The sequence below is a fragment of the Streptomyces sp. SD31 genome (assembly GCF_052068475.1).
Taxonomy (GTDB): Bacteria; Actinomycetota; Actinomycetes; order Streptomycetales; family Streptomycetaceae; genus Streptomyces.
On record NZ_JBQHCX010000014.1, the window covers coordinates 1 to 17455 of the forward strand.

General features: G+C 69.0%; 17 protein-coding genes and 1 pseudogene. 8 read left to right on the forward strand and 10 right to left on the reverse strand.

Annotation, left to right across the window (positions count from 1 at the left end; translation table 11 throughout):
- Positions 1-156: 156 nt before the first annotated feature.
- From ACTMVF_RS27700 to ACTMVF_RS27710, 3 genes are all read left to right on the forward strand, one after another.
- The gene (locus ACTMVF_RS27700) at positions 157-810 is read left to right on the forward strand and encodes a helix-turn-helix domain-containing protein (RefSeq protein WP_441273820.1); all 654 of its coding nucleotides are present in this window, start codon (positions 157-159) and stop codon (positions 808-810) included.
- A 71-nt stretch (positions 811-881) separates the two neighbouring features.
- Positions 882-1571, forward strand: coding sequence for a hypothetical protein (locus tag ACTMVF_RS27705; protein WP_441273821.1), 690 nt, complete (start codon positions 882-884; stop codon positions 1569-1571).
- Positions 1572-1712: 141 nt separating this feature from the next.
- On the forward strand, positions 1713-2045 hold the full coding sequence (locus ACTMVF_RS27710; protein WP_302003709.1) for a DUF2516 family protein: 333 nt from the start codon (positions 1713-1715) through the stop codon (positions 2043-2045).
- A 162-nt stretch (positions 2046-2207) separates the two neighbouring features.
- Here ACTMVF_RS27710 and ACTMVF_RS27715 read toward each other — a convergent pair whose 3' ends face one another.
- The 3 genes from ACTMVF_RS27715 to ACTMVF_RS27725 all read right to left on the reverse strand — a co-directional run bounded on the left by ACTMVF_RS27715 (position 2208) and on the right by ACTMVF_RS27725 (position 5896).
- Positions 2208-3512 carry a PP2C family protein-serine/threonine phosphatase gene (locus tag ACTMVF_RS27715; RefSeq protein ID WP_441273822.1) on the reverse strand — a complete coding sequence of 435 codons (1305 nt, stop codon included), beginning with the start codon at positions 3510-3512 and terminating at the stop codon, positions 2208-2210.
- 319 nt (positions 3513-3831) lie between these two features.
- Entirely contained in the window at positions 3832-4902 is a 1071-nt protein-coding gene (locus tag ACTMVF_RS27720) for an NlpC/P60 family protein (RefSeq protein WP_441273823.1), read from the reverse strand.
- Between the two features lie 175 nt (positions 4903-5077).
- Positions 5078-5896, reverse strand: coding sequence for a class I SAM-dependent methyltransferase (locus tag ACTMVF_RS27725; RefSeq protein WP_441273824.1), 819 nt, complete (start codon positions 5894-5896; stop codon positions 5078-5080).
- A gap of 494 nt (positions 5897-6390) precedes the next feature.
- Between ACTMVF_RS27725 and mshA the strand changes: the two genes are divergently transcribed.
- Positions 6391-7728 (forward strand): D-inositol-3-phosphate glycosyltransferase, encoded by a 1338-nt coding sequence (mshA, locus tag ACTMVF_RS27730; RefSeq protein WP_441273825.1) that lies wholly within the window; start codon positions 6391-6393, stop codon positions 7726-7728.
- Complete coding sequence (locus ACTMVF_RS27735) at positions 7721-8221, forward strand: YbjN domain-containing protein (protein WP_441273826.1); 501 nt, start codon at positions 7721-7723, stop codon at positions 8219-8221. The genes mshA and ACTMVF_RS27735 overlap by 8 nt, the downstream gene beginning before the upstream one ends.
- A gap of 29 nt (positions 8222-8250) precedes the next feature.
- On the opposite strand, the gene ACTMVF_RS27740 is transcribed toward ACTMVF_RS27735, so the two are convergent.
- A complete protein-coding gene (locus ACTMVF_RS27740; protein WP_441273827.1) occupies positions 8251-9075 on the reverse strand; it encodes an AraC family transcriptional regulator in 825 nt (274 codons plus the stop codon).
- A gap of 49 nt (positions 9076-9124) precedes the next feature.
- Between ACTMVF_RS27740 and ACTMVF_RS27745 the strand changes: the two genes are divergently transcribed.
- The gene (locus ACTMVF_RS27745; protein ID WP_441273828.1) at positions 9125-9595 is read left to right on the forward strand and encodes a DUF2000 family protein; all 471 of its coding nucleotides are present in this window, start codon (positions 9125-9127) and stop codon (positions 9593-9595) included.
- Positions 9596-9601: 6 nt separating this feature from the next.
- On the opposite strand, the gene fxsT is transcribed toward ACTMVF_RS27745, so the two are convergent.
- Together fxsT and ACTMVF_RS27755 are read right to left on the reverse strand one after the other, a co-directional pair.
- Positions 9602-12100 carry an FxSxx-COOH system tetratricopeptide repeat protein gene (fxsT, locus tag ACTMVF_RS27750; RefSeq protein ID WP_441273829.1) on the reverse strand — a complete coding sequence of 833 codons (2499 nt, stop codon included), beginning with the start codon at positions 12098-12100 and terminating at the stop codon, positions 9602-9604.
- Between the two features lie 121 nt (positions 12101-12221).
- The gene (locus ACTMVF_RS27755; protein ID WP_441273830.1) at positions 12222-13493 is read right to left on the reverse strand and encodes an MDR family MFS transporter; all 1272 of its coding nucleotides are present in this window, start codon (positions 13491-13493) and stop codon (positions 12222-12224) included.
- 166 nt (positions 13494-13659) lie between these two features.
- On the opposite strand from ACTMVF_RS27755, the gene ACTMVF_RS27760 reads away from it, so the two are divergent.
- Complete coding sequence (locus tag ACTMVF_RS27760; protein WP_441273831.1) at positions 13660-14421, forward strand: phosphoglyceromutase; 762 nt, start codon at positions 13660-13662, stop codon at positions 14419-14421.
- An 80-nt stretch (positions 14422-14501) separates the two neighbouring features.
- Here the strand turns inward: ACTMVF_RS27760 and ACTMVF_RS27765 are convergent, their stop codons facing one another.
- Positions 14502-14708 carry a hypothetical protein gene (locus tag ACTMVF_RS27765; protein WP_441273832.1) on the reverse strand — a complete coding sequence of 69 codons (207 nt, stop codon included), beginning with the start codon at positions 14706-14708 and terminating at the stop codon, positions 14502-14504.
- Positions 14709-15199: 491 nt separating this feature from the next.
- Positions 15200-15720 (reverse strand): annotated as a pseudogene (locus tag ACTMVF_RS27770) (tyrosine-type recombinase/integrase); the annotation flags it as partial.
- A 95-nt stretch (positions 15721-15815) separates the two neighbouring features.
- Between ACTMVF_RS27770 and ACTMVF_RS27775 the strand changes: the two are divergent.
- Positions 15816-16043, forward strand: coding sequence for a hypothetical protein (locus tag ACTMVF_RS27775; RefSeq protein WP_441273833.1), 228 nt, complete (start codon positions 15816-15818; stop codon positions 16041-16043).
- A 360-nt stretch (positions 16044-16403) separates the two neighbouring features.
- On the opposite strand, the gene ACTMVF_RS27780 is transcribed toward ACTMVF_RS27775, so the two are convergent.
- On the reverse strand, positions 16404-16577 hold the full coding sequence (locus ACTMVF_RS27780; RefSeq protein ID WP_441273834.1) for a hypothetical protein: 174 nt from the start codon (positions 16575-16577) through the stop codon (positions 16404-16406).
- 505 nt (positions 16578-17082) lie between these two features.
- Positions 17083-17379 (reverse strand): hypothetical protein, encoded by a 297-nt coding sequence (locus ACTMVF_RS27785; RefSeq protein WP_441273835.1) that lies wholly within the window; start codon positions 17377-17379, stop codon positions 17083-17085.
- Between the last annotated feature and the right edge of the window lie 76 nt (positions 17380-17455).

Below are 17455 nucleotides of genomic sequence, written 5' to 3' on the forward strand. Positions count from 1 at the left end.
CGGTTGCCCGCCTGACATGTGCGGGACCACTGGTGACAAGAATCGCTGGAAAGTGACACCTATCGCGTGAAGTCACAGAGTCCCCGTCACGTGGCGTGGCGCACTTTTGCAAGCGGGTGCTTGCAATAGTTAGCGAGAGTGGGGCAAGGTGGAGGCATGGCATCGCTCAACGTCGGCAATCTCGGTGAGTATCTGCGTGACCAGCGGCGCAACGCGCAGCTGTCACTGCGGCAACTCGCCGATGCCGCGGGGGTGTCCAATCCGTATCTGAGCCAGATCGAGCGCGGGCTGCGCAAGCCGAGCGCGGAGGTGTTGCAGCAGGTCGCCAAGGCGCTGCGGATCTCCGCCGAGACGCTGTACGTCCGGGCCGGAATCCTCGACGCCGAGCGGGACCGGGACGAGGTGGAGACGCGTGCCGTCATCCTCGCCGATCCCACGCTGAACGAGCGGCAGAAGCAGGTGCTGCTCCAGATCTACGAATCCTTCCGCAAGGAGAACGGGTTCGGGATATCCCCCGAGGCGGGTGAGGCTGCCGAGGTGGTCGAGGCCGCCTCGGCAGCAGACGCTGTCGAGGCGGTGCAAGCCGTCGATCCGGCCGAGGCCGCCTCGGGCGACGGCCACCCCGACGGCGCGACGGACGCTCAGGGCGACGACACCGCCGTAGGCCGCAAGCCCGCCGCGCGCCGTACCCGCACGACCCGTGCGAACGGCACGCCTCGTACGACCCGCAAGCCCCGCACCACCCGTACGTCCGACGGCAACGACGCCGACCCGGAGAACCCGAACGACCCCCAGCAGTCGGCCGGCTGACCACGCGCACCGGCAGGCCGACCGCGGGACCCAAAACCCTCACCTCGAAGCAACCCGGGAGGACCATCACCATGGCCATCACCGACGACCTGCGTAAGACCTTCAGCGACCCGACCCCCTTCTACTTCGCCGCCGGCACCGCGGACCTGGCTCTCCAGCAGGCCAAGAAGGTGCCCGGCCTGGTGGACCAGCTGCGCGCCGAGGCGCCGGCCCGGATCGAGGCCGTTCGCAACACCGACCCCAAGGCCGTCCAGGAGAAGGCCACCGCCCGCGCCAAGGAGGCCGGCGCCAAGGCCAAGGGGGCGCAGGAGACCCTCCAGGCCAAGGTCAACGAGTTCATCGGCAGCCTGGACGCCGACATCAAGAAGTTCGGCAGCAACCTGGACGCGGACTTCAAGAAGTTCGGCAGCAGCATCGACGCCGACCTGAAGAAGTTCGGCGAGAGCGCCCAGGACCTCGCGCTGCGCACCGTCGGCGTCGCCGCCGAGTACGCCGTCAAGGCCCGCGAGACCTACGAGAAGGTCGCCGAGCACGGCGAGCAGGCCGTGAAGACCTGGCGCGGCGAGGCCGCCGAGGAGATCGAGGAGCTCGCGGTCGCCGTCGAGCCGAACGCCGAGCCGGTCGAGGTCAAGGAGGACAAGGCCGAGGCCAAGCCCGCCGAGACCCAGTCCGCGGAGGCCGCGGCGGCGAAGAAGCCCGCCGCCAAGAAGACCACGACCCGCAAGACCACCGCCAAGAAGACGACTCCGCCCGCCAAGTAACACGGACGAGTGAAGAAGAGCGGTTGAGGACGGGCCGGGCACTTACCCAGTGCTCGGCCCGTTGTTCGGGTAGTGGGTCCGCGGTTGCGGGTACGGTGACCGCGTAGGTACGAGCCGAATCGGGTGGTGGACGTTGTGCTGATGCAGGGCTTCGCGGGGTTCATGTGGCTGCTGAGCATGGGCCTGATCCTTTTCAGCGGCTTCGCGCTGATCGACGCCGCCACGCGCCGCGAGGACGCTTACCGCGCGGCCGACAAGAAGACCAAGCCGTTCTGGCTGATCATCCTCGGGCTCGCCTTCATCGTGAACCTGATCTTCAACATCCTGTCGTTCCTGCCGATCATCGGCCTCATCGCGACGATCGTGTACATGGTCGACGTACGCCCCGCGATCAAGGGTCTTCCGGGCGGTGGCCGGAGCCGACGGGGTTCGAGCAGCGACGGCCCGTACGGCCCGTGGAACGGCGGCAGATAAGCACGCGGGCTTACGCCCCTGCCCTCAGCGGCGAGGGGCTGTCCCGCAACGGCGAGTCCCGCTCAAACCGCCCGGTACAGCAGCGCCAAGCCTCCCGGTCGAGCGGCGCCAAGCTCCCGGCCCAGCAGCGCTAAACCCCGCAGCCCCGCAGCCCAGCAGCACTCAAACCGCCCGATCCAGCAACAGCACCGCCACGTCGTCCGTCAGCTCCCCGCCATTGAGGTCCCGAACCTCATTGACCGAGGCCCGCAGCAGCGCCTCCCCGCGCAACCCCTCGTCGATCTGCCGGCGCACCATCTCCACCATGCCGTCCTGGCCGAGTCGTTCCCGGCCCTCACCGACACGGCCCTCGATCAAGCCGTCGGTGTACAGCATCAGGCTCCACTCCGCGCCCAGCTTGACCTCCATCCGCGGCCACCGAGCCCCGGGCAGCAGCCCGAGCGCCGGCCCGTTGTTGTCGTACGGCAACAACTGCGCGGGCCGCCCGGGCCGGGCCAGCAGCGGCGACGGATGCCCTGCCAGGCACAGCCCCGCCCGTCGGCCGTCCGGCGCGATGTCCACCGTGCACAGGGTCGCGAAGATCTCGTCGTCGGCCCGCTCGTGCTCGAGGACCTGCTGGAGCGTGCCCAGCAGAGCGTCCCCGCACAGTCCCGCCAGCGTCAGCGCCCGCCAGGCGATCCGCAGCTCCACACCGAGCGCGGCCTCGTCGGGCCCGTGCCCGCACACATCACCGATCATGGCGTGCACGGTGCCGTCGGCAGTGCGGACGACGTCGTAGAAGTCACCACCGAGCAGGGCACGCGAGCGCCCCGGCCGGTACCGCGCGGCGAACCGCAGCGAGGAGCCCTCCAGCAGCGGCGTAGGCAGCAGACCGCGCTCCAGGCGCCGGTTCTCCTGCGCCCGCATCCGGCCCTCGGCGAGGCGCCGCTCGGCCGTGTCGGAACGTTTCCGCTCAACGGCGTACCGGATCGCCCGGCTCAGCAGTCGTCCGTCCAGCTCGTCCCGGAAGAGGTAGTCCTGCGCGCCGACGCGCACGGCCTCAGCGCCGCGCTCGGCGTCACCGGAAGCGGTGAGCGCGAGCACGGCATGCCGGGGCGCGAGCTCCAGGACGTGCTTGAGCACGGCCAGCTCGTCGTCGTCGGCGAGGCGGCCGGGCGCCGAGAGCGCGAGGTCCAGCAGGATGCAGTGGACGTCGTCGGTCAGCAGCCGCTCGGCCTCGGTGAGGTTGCGGGCGGTGCGCACCCGGATGGGCTTGCCGGCCGAGTCGAGCAGCTCGGGCACGATCGCCGAGCCGCCGGGATCGTCCTCGATCAACAGCAGCGTCAGGTTGGTGTGGGTGGTGTTCTCGACCGTCTCTTCCTTACGCGGGGCCTCTTCCCGGGAGGTGCCGCCGCCTGTGGACGCGGCCTGCGCCTGACCACTCTCCACGGCCGGGATCGCTCTCTGCCGCGGTATGGGTACGGGCATCGTCTTGAGTTCCTTCCCTCCCCCCGAGGGCATGGTGGGAACGAGGGACCTCGATCCACCGACGGGGACCATAGCGGTAGTCGGCGGCGCAACGGAATGGTGTAAGCCACGCCGCCTGGGCGTCGGCCACCGTCATATGCCGCGTTCCCTACCGCAGTTGGACAGGCTGGATGGGAGCCAGGGATGACGAACGTCACGTCCCCCGGCGTTTGGGAGCGATGTGACGTGGGGTGGGTCACGTGGCGGGGCTCACGCCCCAGATGTCACGAGATGGCCCGAAGTCTCATGTGTCAAAGCAGCCCCGCGGGTCGGCGAATCCTCACGCATCGGGCCGAACCACCCCGAGAATCGGCATCGAGCCGGCCCCCGCAACGGTCACGGTCCGCCCCGGCCGCGGGGCGTGGATGATGGCGCCGTCGCCGATGTACATGGCCACATGGCTGGCGTCGGCGTTGTAGATGATGAGGTCACCGGGGCGCATGTCCTCGATGTCGATGCGCTCCAGCTGCTTCCACTGCTCCTGCGAGGTCCGCGGGATCCCCGTCCCGGCGCTGGCCCACGCCTGTGACGTAAGCCCGGAACAGTCGTACGTCTCCGGCCCCTCGGCGCCCCATTCGTACGGTTTGCCCAGTTGCTCCGTGGCGTACTCGACGGCCTTGCGTCCCTGTTCGGACGCCTCGCCCTTGATGTCCTCCAGGATGCCGGAGTCCAGCCAGGCGGTCTGCGCCTTGTAGGCGGCCTCCTTCTCCAACTCAGCGAGCCGCTCCTTCTCTTCGTCCTCCAGCCGGGATTCGAGCTGCTCGGCCGCCTTGATCTGCTTCTCGATCCTCTTCTGGGCGGCGGCCTTGGCCTTGCGCCCCGCCTCCAGCTTCTTCCACTGGGCGGAGGCGTCCTTGGCGTACAGCTCCAAGTCCTGCTGGATGCGGGTCATCTCCGCCAGCAGTCCCTTGGTGGCGCGCTGGCCCTGCAGCACCCGGCCCGTGCCGTCGAGGAATGCCTGCGGGTCGTCACTGAGCATCAGCTTCGCCTCGTCGGGCAGCCCACCGGACCGGTACTGCGCGGCAGCCGCGGCCCCGGCCCGCTTCTTCAACTCGGCCAGCCGTTCCTGACCTTCGACGATGCTCTTCGCCAGCGCGACGATCTCGGCGGACTGCTTCTCGGCCGCCTCCTCGGCGGCGTTGTACTCGTCGGTGGCGACGGCAGCGGCGTGGTAGAGCTTCTCGAGCCGCTTGCGGACGGCCTCAAGGTCGCTGTTCGACACGGCGCTCGGGGAGGAGGCGCTCGGTGACGGGGAGGGCGCCGCGAACGCCGTACCTGGCGCCGCCAGCACGGTGACCGCACAGACGACGGTCACAGCCGCAGTGATCAGGCCGCGCTTGCCCGAACCCATACCTGGTGCCCCCAAACTGATGCCCCGTCAGTAACTTACGAGCGTTCCGGGGGATCGTGCCATGTCGGCGCGCAAAGTGACAGAGGTCTGCTTCCCCCCGTTCCCTCCCCGTCATGACGATCTCCCCGCCTTTGTGGCGAACGACTCGCGGAGATCGTTCCCCCATTCCGCGCAGTCAGACGCGCGGAGCCAACGCCTCCCACCGCACGGTCACTTCGCCCTGCCGCCACCGCACCGGCCCGTCCGCCACCGGCCAGTCGACGGCGAGATCCCGCACGGCCCTCATCCACCGCTGACGTGCGCCGTACGACGCATAGGGCGCGGCAGCGGCCCAGGCGCGGTCGAAGTCACGCAAAAAGGCATGAACAGGCTCGCCGGGAACATTGCGGTGGATGAGCGCCTTCGGCAGACGCTCGGCAAGGTCCGAAGGCCGCTCCAGCGACCCCAGCCGGGTCGCGAAGGTCACCGTACGAGGCCCCTCCGGCCCGAGCGCGACCCACACATGCCGACGCCCGATCTCGTCACAGGTCCCCTCGACCAGCAGCCCCCCACGGCACCCGCTCCCTGGATCGGCCGGCGCGAGCCGAGCACACAGCCGCTCCCAGACCGCGGCGACCTCACCCTCCTCGTACTGCCGCAGCACATTCGCCGCCCGCACCAGCAGGGGCCGCTGCGCCACAGGAATCTCGAACCCCCCGTGCCGAAACACGAGCCCCTCCCGCTCATACGGCTTCGCGGCCGCGACCCGCGCCGGTTCGATCTCCACCCCCACCACCCGCGCACCGGGCGCGACGGCCCGCAGCCGACCGAGCAACTCCACCGCAGTCCAGGGAGCAGCGCCGTACCCGAGATCCACGGCAACCGGATCGACGGCACGACGCAACTCGGCCCCATACGTGCAGGCGATCCAGCGGTCCATACGGCGCAACCGATTGGGATTGGTGGTCCCACGCGTGACGGTGCCCACAGGTCGGGCGAACGCGCGGGATGTCATGCATACGAGAGTAAGGGCGTCAGGCGTGACGGCCCGCACCCGCGTACGGCGGGAAGGGGACGTGCCGGGGGGTGTCCGCCCGCAGAGTCGGGCGTCAAGACACGGCACCTCCCGCGCAACGCCCACCGCCCGACCGAGGACGGACACCCCCCGGCACGGCCCCGACCCACCCACCACCCGCAGGCGCTACGCAAACCCCCACCCCACCAGCACAGGCGCCGCAGGCACCCGACGCGCACCCCCACCGAACAGCAACAGGCCGCCGCAGGCACCCGACGCGCACCCCCACCGAACAGCAACAGGCCGCCGCAGGCACCCCCGCCCAACCGCCGGAGGCACAACGCATCCCACCCCCGAACAGTTGAGCGACCCCCGGTAATACCTCGGCAAAAACCGCCCCACCAGGAATGGCAACCCCTCCCTCCAGCGTTGCACCGCCGTGGAGGGCGCGAGCACCCTCCGTCCGGCATGCCCGCAGCAAGGAGGAACGCCACGTGAGCCAGTACATCAGCAGGCTCGGGCGTCGCTCCCAGCCCACCCCCCACCGGCTGCGCCTGCACCGCCGCCCCCGCCGCATCGCCATGCTCTCCGTGCACACCTCACCGCTCCACCAGCCCGGCACAGGCGACGCCGGCGGCATGAACGTCTACATCGTCGAGCTCGCGCAGCGCCTCGCCGCGATCAACATCGAGGTCGAGATCTTCACGCGCACGACCGCCACAGGCCTCCCACCCACCGTGGAACTGGCCCCCGGCGTCCTGGTCCGGCACGTCGACGCGGGCCCCTACGAGGGCCTCAACAAGGAGGACCTCCCCGCCCAGCTCTGCGCCTTCACCCACGGCGTGATGCAGGCCTGGGCCGGCCACCGCCCCGGCTACTACGACCTGGTCCACTCCCACTACTGGCTCTCCGGCCACGTCGGCTGGCTCGCCGCCCAGCGCTGGGGCGCCCCGCTGGTACACGCCATGCACACGATGGCCAAGGTCAAGAACGCCAACCTGGCCGACGGAGACACCCCCGAGCCCGCCGCCCGAGTCATCGGCGAGACCCAGATCGTCACGGCCGCAGACCGCCTCATCGCCAACACGGCCGAGGAGGCCGACGAACTCGTACGCCACTACGCAGCGGACCGCGCCAAGGTCGCCGTAGTACACCCCGGCGTGAACCTCGACCGCTTCTCGCCCGCCGACGGCCGAGCCGCCGCCCGAGCCCGCCTGGGCCTCCCCCAGGATGCCCTGATCCCCCTGTTCGCGGGCCGCATCCAGCCCCTGAAGGCGCCGGACATCCTCCTGCGCGCGGTGGCCGTCCTCCTGGACGAGCACCCCCATCTCCGCTCCCGCATCCTCGTCCCGATCGTCGGCGGCCCCAGCGGCAGCGGCATGGCCAAGCCCGAAGGCCTGCAGAAACTGGCCGCCCGCCTGGGCATCGCGGATGTCGTACGGTTCCGCCCGCCGGTCGGCCAGGAACAGCTCGCGGACTGGTTCCGCGCGGCGTCCGTGCTGGTCATGCCGTCGTACAGCGAATCCTTCGGCCTGGTGGCCATAGAGGCACAGGCGGCCGGCACCCCCGTCCTGGCGGCAGCGGTGGGCGGCCTGCCGGTGGCGGTCCGGGACGGCCGCACCGGCTTCCTGGTGCAGGGCCACAATCCGGCCGACTACGCGCGCGTGCTGCACGCTTTCGCCCAGGACCCGCACCTGTCCCCCCGGATGGGCGAGGCCGCGGCCCGGCACGCCCTGTCCTTCGGCTGGGACACCGCGGCGGCAGCCACGGCGGACGTCTATGTGGCCGCGACCCAGGCCTACAGGCGTCGCGTACGCTCCCACCATGGCTGACGCACAGAAGGCGGCGCAGATCGTCGAGGGAGCCCTGAAGGACGCCGAACTCGACTGGGAGAGTCCGGCCCCCGGCAACTACGTCGTCAAACTGCCCGGCACCCGCAAACTGTCGACGACGGTCTCCCTCCTCATCGGCCGCCACTCCCTCTCGCTGAACGCCTTCGTCATCCGCCACCCCGACGAGAACGAGCCCGGCGTCCACCGCTGGCTCCTGGAGCGCAACCTCAAGCTGTACGGCGTGAGTTACGCCATCGACCGGCTCGGCGACATCTACGTCACCGCCAAGCTCCCCCTCTCGGCCGTCACCCCCGACGAGATCGACCGCCTCCTCGGCCAGGTCCTGGAGGCGGCCGACGGCGCCTTCAACACCCTCCTGGAACTCGGATTCGCCTCCGCGATCCGCAAGGAGTACGAGTGGCGGGTGGCGCGCGGCGAGTCGACGCGCAACCTGGACGCGTTCGCTCATCTGACCCAGCGTCCGGCCGACTGAAACCAACGCCCGCGCGATCGGTACGACGCTCAGCGCGCGCTCGTGCGGTAGCGCCCCGGCGGCACCCCCACCAGCTTCCGGAAATGGCGGGAGAGATGGGCCTGGTCGTAGAAGCCGGTCGCGGTGGCCACGTCGGCCGGTGACCGACCCTCCAGGAGCAGCCGCCGGGCGCGGTCGACACGGCGGGACATCAGGTACTGGTGCGGGGCGATGCCGTACGCCGTGCTGAACGACCGTACGAGATGGGCGGGATGGGCGTGCAGAAGCCCGGTCGCCTCGTCGAGGGCGAGCCCCTGTACGACACGCTCGTCGAGAAGCTCGCGCAGCCGGCGGGCTAGGGCGGGGTCGCGCCGCGGGGCATCGTCCGTGACGGCTTCGGGCCGCAGATGGGCGCGCAACCGGTCGCCGATGAGGGTCAGCCTGCTGTCCGCCTCCAGTTCGTCGCCGGGGTGCGCGAGGGCGGTGTGCAACTGGCCCACCCGCAGCCGCAGTACGGGGTCGCGCAGGTCGGGGGAGTCCACGGCCCGGCCGATCAGGTCATCGTCGAGCCGACTGCTGTCCAGGTACAACACGCGCTTGCGGAAGCCGTGCGGGGTGGCGGGGGAGCCGTTGTGGGGGACGTGCGGCGGGAGGAGGGACACCGTGTCGTGCGGGGTGCCGTGCTCGTGCCGGTCGAGGTCGTAGCGTACGGCGCCGTCGTCGACGATCAGCAGCGTCCAGGCCTCGTGGACGTGCATCGGGTAGGCGTACTCGGTGAAGTGGGCGTGGAAGACCTCGGTGACGCCCGGGACGCGGGGGCGCCACGCGGTGACTTCCTGCGCGACTTCCTGCGCCACTGCCTGCCGGGCGGCCATGCAAAGAACGTACAAGACGAGGTTGTGGGGTGGTCGGCAGTCTCGTCGTATGAGCGAGACGAGCGACATGAGCGGTACGAGCGGTACGAGCGGTACGAGCACCGAGCCCATCCGATTCGACACGAAGATCGCCGTACTGCTGAGGGAGGACCTGGAGCCCTGGCAGCGGCTGAATGTGACCGCGTTCCTGGTCAGTGGGCTGGGGACGCAGGTTCCCGAGGTGATCGGGGAGCCGTACGAGGACGCGGACGGGGTGGGATACCTGCCGATGTTCCGGCAGCCTGTGATGGTTTTCGAGGGGACGAAGGAGGTCCTGACGGCGGCGCGTACGCGTGTGCTGTCGCGGGCGCTGCCGCGGGCGGTGTTCACCTCCGACCTGTTCGGTACGGGGAACGATCGGGACAACCGGGCGGCGGTGCGGGCGGTGGGGACGGGGGAGCTGGATCTGGTGGGGGTGGCTGTGTATGGGCCAAGGAACGCGGTGGACAAGGTGGTTAAGGGGGCGCGGATGCATCCGTGACGGGGGTCAGTGGCGGCGTTTCCTCGTCAGTTTCTGAGCTTCGTGGTTCTTGCCCTGGGCCTTGAGCGTCATGACGAGGTTGCTGATGATGGCCTGGTACGTGGGGTGGTCGGATCCCAGGGTTTCGCGGACGCGGAGTCTCGTGGACTTCAGGAGACGCTCCGCCTCGGGGTGCCGACCCAGGTGGTACAGAGCGTTGGCGAGCCAGTTGGCAGAGCTGAAGGTGTCGGGGTGGTCGTTGCCCAGTACTTTCCGGCGTTGTTCCAGGTTCTCCGTCAGAGCGCGGCAGGCGTCCTCGTACCGCCCGAGGTAGCCCAGGGCGAGGGCGATGCCTTGAGTGGTGCGCAGTGTGTCGGGGTGGTCGCTGCCCAGCACTCGCCGGCGTCGTTCCAGGACATCCGTCAATGCGGGGTGGGATTCGTCAGGTCGACCGAGTTCGTACAGGGTGCAGGCAAGATGGTGAAAGGAGTCGAGCGTGTCGGGGTGATCGTCGCCCAGTTTCGCCCTGCGCCTCGCCATGAGGTTCTCATGCATGGCGTGCGCTTCGGCGTGTCTGCCCATGTGACCCAGGGTGACGGCGAGGTCATGCGCTGAGCTGAGCGTCTCCGGATCGTCGTCACCCAGCACCTTGCGGCGCCGCTCCAGGACGTCTTCGACGAGGGGCAGAGCTTCCTCGTGGGCCCGCATACCGTCCAGACCCCATGTCACCATCTGAGCGGCGCGCAGCGTGTCCGGATGGTCCTCGCGCAGGGAAGCGGACCACGCCTCGTGAAGGGTGACAGCAAGGTCGCGGGAAGCCTGGGCCTGACCGCTTCGTACGAGATACACGGCTGCTCTCAGCAGCATCGGGCGCAGCTCCGCCCTGTCACTCATGAGGTGGAGCGTCGCCATCAGATGCGGCGTGAGCGACGTCCATGGCGGCCATGCCTCGGGCAGATCCGGATCACCCGGATCGATGGCGGTCAGCAGAGCGGCCACGTCGTCCTGCAGTGCACCCGTCGCCTCTCCACCCGCCCTGTCCCGCACCACCGCCTGAGTCAGCCGGTGCACCTGAAACGCGTCCGGCTCCACCACGGCCAGCCCGTACCGGGCCAGCGGATTGAGGGCGCTCTGCGGCCACAGGAAGTCGTCCGGGTCTCCACCAACCGTCGCCAGCTCCGCCCGCCCCGCCACCAGCCAAGCCGTCGGAATCCGCTCGGGCCCCAGAAAGGCCGCGAGCCGCAGCACCGCAGTCGCCTCCGGATGGTCGGCGTCGAGGCGGTCCGTCGCGATGGTGACCGTGGCCGCGAGCGAGGCGGGATAGTCGTACACCTCACCGCGATCGAGAAGCTTGGTGGTGTGCGTCTCCAGCACGCGCAGGTACTGCTCCGGCGGCATCCCCTCGCTCATCACGCCCGCCGCCTGCGCCAGCGCCAGCGGCAGGTCGCCGAGGGCGTCGGCCAGTGCGTCGGCGTGCTCGGGGTTCAGGGTGGGCAGCTGAGCGGTGAGGTAGTCCAGTGACTCGGCGCGGCTGAACACCCCCAGTTGGAGTCGCGGCACGACCTTGCGCCAGTCCGGATTGCGGGCCGTGATCAGCACATGCCCCTGCCCCTCCGGCAACCAGGCCCGCAGCTGCTGCGGATCCTCCGCGTTGTCCAGGACGATCAGCCACCGGTCGTGGGTGCGCAGGTACTCCATGGCGTATCGCGCGTTGACCTCGACCCCGGCGTCCGGCTTGGCCACGCCGACGCGGGCGGCGAGTTCGGCGTACCGCGCCGGGACCTGCTCGCCCTGCTCGGCGTCGACCCACCAGACGACGTCGTACTGGCCGGCGAAACGGTAGACGTACTCCAGCGCGACCTGGGTCTTGCCGATGCCGCCGGTTCCGTTGAGGGCCTGGACGGCGGCCTGGCGTTCGGCGAGGAGTTTGCGGCGTACCTCTTCGATGACGACGTCCCGGCCGGTGAAGTGCGGGTTGCGCCGCCGCTGCCGCACGTCCCACACGGCGGGGTCGGAGGTGCCGGACGGGAAACGGGGCTGGGGGCCGGCCGGAGCCTTGCGTCGCCGGGGTCTCGATTTCGCGGTGCGCGTGCCGGGGAAGTCGGGTTTTCCGGTGGGCAGGGCAGGTCCGCGTACCGCTTCCAGGAGCGCCGCGAGGGCGTCGGCCTCCTCCAGGTCGTGGAGGTCCTTGCGCAGCCGCGGGGTGAGGATGGCCGGCAGCCGGTCCTCCTCCAACGGCTCGACCACCACGGGGATGAGGCGATCACGCCGGGCGACGGGGGTGGTCCACTCCTCCTCCGTGTAGCGGCCCGGAGCGAAGTAGGCGGGTGAGAACAGGGCGACGACGGCGGAGCAGCGCGCCAGGGCATCGTTCATCTTCTTGACGAAGTCGTCGCCGGTACGCCAGTGCCAGAGGCCCAACTCGACCTCGTACCCGGCCTCTTGGAGATGCCATGCCACCCACTCCGCCCACTGGCCGTCGGGCCCGGCATGACTGACGAAGATCACCTCAGAACTGTCGGACATGCCCGTCTCCCACCCCAGCGGCCCCAACGGCCCCCGCACCGCACCCTCTTGTATACCCCGCACGCGCCGCGACGCAGGCGGCAGTAGGAGAAGAGCGGCGGCCGGAGAGGGGAACGGGGCGTCAGGCCGCGCCCATCTCCGCCTCCGCCTGGGTCCCGGCCGGGGGTTCGGCGACCGGGGCCACCTCCGTCCCCGGGTCGTCCGGCAGCCGCCGCATCAGCGCTCCGTACCCGAGCCCCGCCACCGTGCCGACGACCGCGCACAGCCCCCACAGCCACTCCGCGCCGAAGCGGTCGATGACGAAGCCGGACATCAGGGGGGCGACCAGGGCGGCCACGGACCACGACATGGTGTACATGCCCTGGTAGCGGCCGCGCCCGTGCACAGGGGAGAGGCGTACGACGAGGCTGGTCTGCGTCGGCGCGTTGACGATCTCGGCGAGGGTCCACACGCACACGGTGAGCGCGAAGACGCCGACCGACCCGGCGAAGGCGGTGAGTCCGAAGCCGTACCCGGCGAGGACGGACGAGATGACGAGCAGTCGCCCGGGATCGCGGTGTTCGATGAACCGGGTGACGGGGATCTGCAGCGCGACGATCAGGATGCCGTTGACGGCGACCACCAGACCGTAGTCCGCGGGCGTGAACCCGGCCTCGCCCATGGCGACGGGCAGTCCGACCGACCCCTGCTGGAAGATCACGGCGACCAGGAACGACAGCCCGACGAGGCTCATGAAGCGCCGGTCGCGCAGGACGGTGCCGAGCCCGACCTCGGCCTCGGCGGCCTTGGCCGTGGCGACCGGCTTGGACTCCGGCAGCTTGACGAACACGACGACCGCGCAGACGACCGTCATCCCCGCCTCGATCAGGAACCCGGAGAGGTAGCTGACCTCGGCGATGAAACCGGCGGCCATGGAGGAGACGGCGAAGCCGAGGTTGATGGCCCAGTAGTTGAGGGAGAAGGCGCGGACCCGGTCCTCGGGGCGCACGATGTCGGCCATCATCGCCTGCACGGCCGGGCGGGAGGCGTTGGAGGCCATACCGACGAGGAACGCGACGGCGGCGATCGCGACGGGGTGGTGCATGAACCCGAGCAGCGCGACGGAGAGGGCGGTGGAGGCCTGCGCGACGAGGAGCGTGGGCCGCCGCCCCAGCCGGTCGGTCATGACCCCGGCCCCGAGGGAGGAGATGACACCGCCGAGCCCGTGGAGTGAGGCGACGAGACCGGCGTAGGAGGCGGAGTAGCCGCGGTCGAGGGTCAGGTACAGGGCCATGAAGGTGGCGACGAAGGCACCGAGCCGGTTGACGAGTGTGCTGGTCCAGAGCCACCAGAACTCGCGGGGGAGCCCGGAGACGCTTTCCCGGGTGGCGCGTCTCAGGCTGGCGAGTGACATCGGGATCCCCCATGGATGCAAGCGGCACGGCTGTAAGTGGCTCAGACGGTGCTCACAACTTACGGAGATCCACTCCACGCCGACCACTCAATTAACAGATGCCGTCAACTGTCCGGCCTTCGGGCAGCCACGCGAGGGGACGAAGGCGTGGATTACGCTCTGAGGCATGGCCGACGCACCGTACAAGCTGATCCTCCTCCGCCACGGCGAGAGCGAATGGAACGCGAAGAACCTGTTCACCGGCTGGGTGGACGTCAACCTCAACGAGAAGGGCGAGAAGGAGGCAGTCCGCGGCGGCGAGCTCCTGAAGGACGCCGACCTCCTCCCCGACGTGGTCCACACGTCCCTCCAGAAGCGCGCCATCCGTACGGCGCAGCTGGCGCTGGAGTCGGCGGACCGCCACTGGATCCCCGTCCACCGCTCGTGGCGCCTGAACGAGCGCCACTACGGCGCCCTTCAGGGGAAGGACAAGGCCCAGACCCTCGCCGAGTTCGGCGAGGAGCAGTTCATGCTGTGGCGCCGCTCGTACGACACCCCGCCCCCGCCGCTCGAGGACGACTCGGAGTTCTCGCAGGCGTCGGACCCGCGCTACTCCTCCATCCCCCCGGAGCTGCGCCCCCGCACGGAGTGCCTGAAGGACGTCGTCGTCCGCATGCTCCCGTACTGGTACGACGGCATCGTCCCGGACCTCCTGGCCGGCCGCACGGTCCTCGTCGCCGCCCACGGCAACAGCCTCCGCGCCCTCGTCAAGCACCTCGACGGCATCTCCGACGCCGACATCGCGGGCCTGAACATCCCGACGGGCATCCCGCTCTACTACGAGCTCGACGCCGACTTCAACCCGGTGACGCCGGGCGGGAAGTACCTGGACCCCGAGGCTGCTGCGGCGGCCATTGAGGCGGTCAAGAACCAGGGCAAGAAGAAGTAAAGCGACGCTGGTAAGCCCCCGACCTGCGAGTTTCTCGCGGGGCGGGGGCTTTTTGGTGGGGCTGGGCCGTCTCTGGGCCGTCAGGTGCGACGGCGCCAGCGCCGGACGCGGATATCGAGGACGATCAGGAGCGCCACGGGGACGGCGATCTCTGCGGGAGCGTCGGCCCAGAGGGCGAGCGCACCACCGGCTGTGCCGATGAGCGCTATCGGCAGATCGCGTGGGTGGATGTCGACGGTCACGCCGACGCGTGGGACCATGGGGCGCTCCAGCTGTGCTCGGTTCACTTGGCAAGGTGATTTCTGGGACGTGGCAATGGAGACGAATGCCGCCCCTGGCCGGGCGGCATTCGCATGCCGCTGGAACTTTCCCATAGTCATCACGCGCCAGACAAACGTGCAGCTAAAAGCCGCCTTGCTCGCGTGGACGGATTGCCCACGATCGTGGACAGCTACGGAACTCCAACATTCCTTGGAGACTTTCCAGACTCTCCAATCTTTCCAGGAGTCGCCTCGTGCCGCTCCGTGTCGCCCTGTGCCGCACCATGCCGCTCCATGCTGCCTGGTGTCGCACCGTGCTGTCTGGTGCTGTCCTGTATCACCTCGTGTCGCCCTGCTCTCCGGGGTGTTGCTGTCGCACGTTAGTAAGGGACCCTTTTCCCTTGCGAGAGAAGCGATTTGCTTAGTCGCTTAGCTGTCCGACTTGGCTTTTCCGCTTAGCTCTCCGCTTAGCTCTCCGCTTAGCTCTCCGCTTTGGCTTTCCGGCTACGCTTTCCGGTTTACGCTTTGCGCTTTCCTTGTTTAGTCCCTGAGCGCATCGTTTCTTCGCAAGTGCTTGCAATTGCCTTCCGCGTACGCTCCTGGCTGGAAGGCATGACGTGCGCGTACACGCGGAGCGTCAGGCCTGGATCCGAGTGGCCGAGGTACTCGGCGAGGGCCTTGATGTTCTCTCCGGCGTCCAGGAGCAGCGAGGCGTAGAAGTGCCGGAGCGCATGCATGCCGTTCTCGCGGGACTCGGCGTACGACTCGCCCGGCTTCCGCTCGGGGATCACCCCGGCCGAGGCCAGCGCCCGCTTCCAGACCTCCTCGTTGAGAGACGTACGCCAGACATGGCCGCCGCGAGGTCCGGTGAAGATCAGTTGCTTGATCACCGGAGGCCCGGCGGCCACCTTCCACGGCAAGGTGATCTCGACCGGCGGGAACCGCTTCATGTGCTCCCGGAGCGCATCGGCGACCGGCCCGGGAAGCGGTACATCCCGCAGCTTGCCCCCTTGGGCGGGGCGAACACGGGCTTGCTGCGCCAAGACACCCGCTCACGCCCAGGCTGTTCCTGGGCGTGGTGATCACAGCGGTCCTTGCCGGCGGAGGGGGTTCGCAGCAGGCCATGCCACAGCAGTGGAGCCCGAGAACGAGGACTGCGCGGCCACGCGGACCGTCGAGAAGAAGGCAGAACACGAGGCAGACCGGTTCGGTCATGACGACCTGAGCAAGGCCGACGAATGGGTCTTGAGCATTCGGACGCACGCCTACGTCATCACACAGAACCCCAACTGCTTCTCTGCTCAAGAACGTGCGAAAACACAGGCCACGCTCGACAAGTTCAAGCACTACGAAGAGAGCTGACGCCAACACCGAGCCTGACAGCCAGGGGCCGCTTCCGGGCCGTGCCACTCCCGTGCCAGAACGGACGGGGACTCACGGGGAACCAGGGTGCACAGCAGTGAGTTCCACCGAACCCTGCCCAAGGTAGGGAACCCGCAGGTCACGCCTATGATCGCCCAACCTCGCTCCTAAAGCGGTGCGCGGCGACATCTAGGTAGCGATCCGCCGTATGCCGGCACGCCGGCCGCGCTGTCGCCATGGCCGTCCGCCCAGCCGACCAGGACGAGGAACTCCCACCACGCTTGTAGGCAATCGGACCGGACACACGCCGAGGGCCTGACCACCGTGGTCAGGCCCTCCGTGCGGTACAGCAGCGACCCGTCAGTGCTTGAGGGAGCCTTTGGACCGGTCTTTCGCGCCGCGCATCATGCCCCGTGCTTCGAGAGCGGCGCCTTTTGCTTCGAGGGTTCCTTTGTGCAGAGCGTGGGCCGCCTTCCGCACAGTCTTTCCGACCACCTGTTCGGCCTTCGCCTTGGCCCGTTCTCCGGCACTCATCTCAGTACCTCCGCGGAGTGTCACTGGCCGTGTGCCCTTGAAGCAGGCGGCAAAACTAGTCTGGGGGATGTGCCGATCGTGGACGGCCGAGTGCACCCCCGCTCGGGCCGTCTCTGGGCCGTGCGGGGGTGCTCAATGACGACCAACGCTGACAACCACCGACGGCTAAGTCGCAGGTCGCAGCGTTGACCGAATGCACGGCCGCAGGTCAGAGACCCGGCCCGTCACTTCTTCGGCTACTGGTCGATGCGGCGGCCCAGTCTCGACGCCGGCCAGGTGGGTGTCCTCTGTGATCATTCTCCTGACGCACAGATCTTCCGCTGGCAGCATGAGGGCCATGGCGGACTCCTTACTCGTGGCGGCCGTAAGCGTCCTAGGGACACTCGCAGGCGGCGGCTTGACCGCAGCAGTTACCTTCCGGTCGGAACGGCGTAAAGATGCAGCCCTCTCGGAGCAGCAACGGCTCCAGCTCCTGTCTGCTGAACAGCAGCAGGCGCGACTGCTACTAGCCGAAGAGCGTCGACAGGTACGAGAGCTCCAGATCGATCACCGTCGACAGGTGTACCAGCAGTTTCTGATCGACGCTCATGCCGTCAATCACGATGGCGACAGGCTTGGCGACATAATCATGATGTCTCTGTCCCGGCTGCCTCCCGCACTCCGAACGCTGCGCCGTTGGCAGGAGGACGGAGGTCGTAGTGAGCCAGGGGAGAAGACGCCCGTCGATTCGTGGTTCGAGGTCCACTCCGCTCTGCTTGACCGCATCGACACCTTTGTGGCGGCCGCACGCGGCGCTATGCATGATCTGCTCCGCGTGAGTGGATCGGAACGAGAGACCGGGGGAGGTCTGAGCTGACGTGCACTGATCCCGCACATCG